The organism is Microvirga sp. Mcv34 (assembly GCF_024519725.1).
Taxonomy (GTDB): domain Bacteria; phylum Pseudomonadota; class Alphaproteobacteria; order Rhizobiales; family Beijerinckiaceae; genus Microvirga.
Genome location: NZ_JALJRK010000268.1, coordinates 1 through 758, shown reverse-complemented (window position 1 = coordinate 758; position 758 = coordinate 1). Strand labels below are relative to the sequence as shown.

Genomic DNA, 758 nt, shown 5'->3' with positions numbered 1-758 from the left:
TCCGAGCAGAACGGCCCGTGCACGCGCGTGATCCGCCCGCCCCCGGCCATGTACAGCATGTCGCCCTGGCCGAGGAGCTGCTCGGCGCCCATCTCCCCTAGGATCGTGCGGCTGTCGATCTTCGAGGTCACCTGGAACGAGATCCGCGTGGGGAAGTTCGCCTTGATCGTGCCGGTGATCACGTCCACGGACGGGCGTTGCGTCGCCAGGATCACGTGGATGCCGGCGGCGCGCGCCATCTGGGCCAGGCGCTGGATCGCACCCTCGATCTCCTTGCCGGCCACCATCATCAGGTCGGCCATCTCGTCGACGATCACCACGATGTAGGGCAAGGGATCGAGATCCATCACCTCGTCCTCGTACACCGCCTCGCCGGTCTCGCGGTCGAAGCCGGTCTGCACCGTGCGGGTGATGGTCTCGCCTTTCGCCTTGGCCTCGACCACGCGGGCGTTGAAGCCGTCGATGTTGCGCACGCCGAGCTTGGACATCTTGCGGTAGCGGTCCTCCATCTCGCGTACCGCCCATTTGAGGGCCACCACGGCCTTCTTCGGGTCGGTGACCACGGGCGTGAGCAGGTGCGGGATGCCGTCATAGACGGACAGCTCGAGCATCTTGGGATCGACCATGATCAGGCGGCACTCGGCCGGCGAGAGCCGGTAGACCAGGGACAGGATCATGGTGTTGATCGCCACCGACTTGCCCGAGCCGGTGGTGCCGGCCACCAGCAGGTGGGGCATGCGGGCGAGATCGGCGATGAC

1 protein-coding gene is annotated in these 758 nt (G+C 66.6%); it reads right to left on the bottom strand.

From position 1 onward, the window contains the following. Nucleotides 1–758 (bottom strand): FtsK/SpoIIIE domain-containing protein (locus OC446_RS30555; RefSeq protein ID WP_262032617.1); only part of this gene is annotated, 758 nt, incomplete at both ends.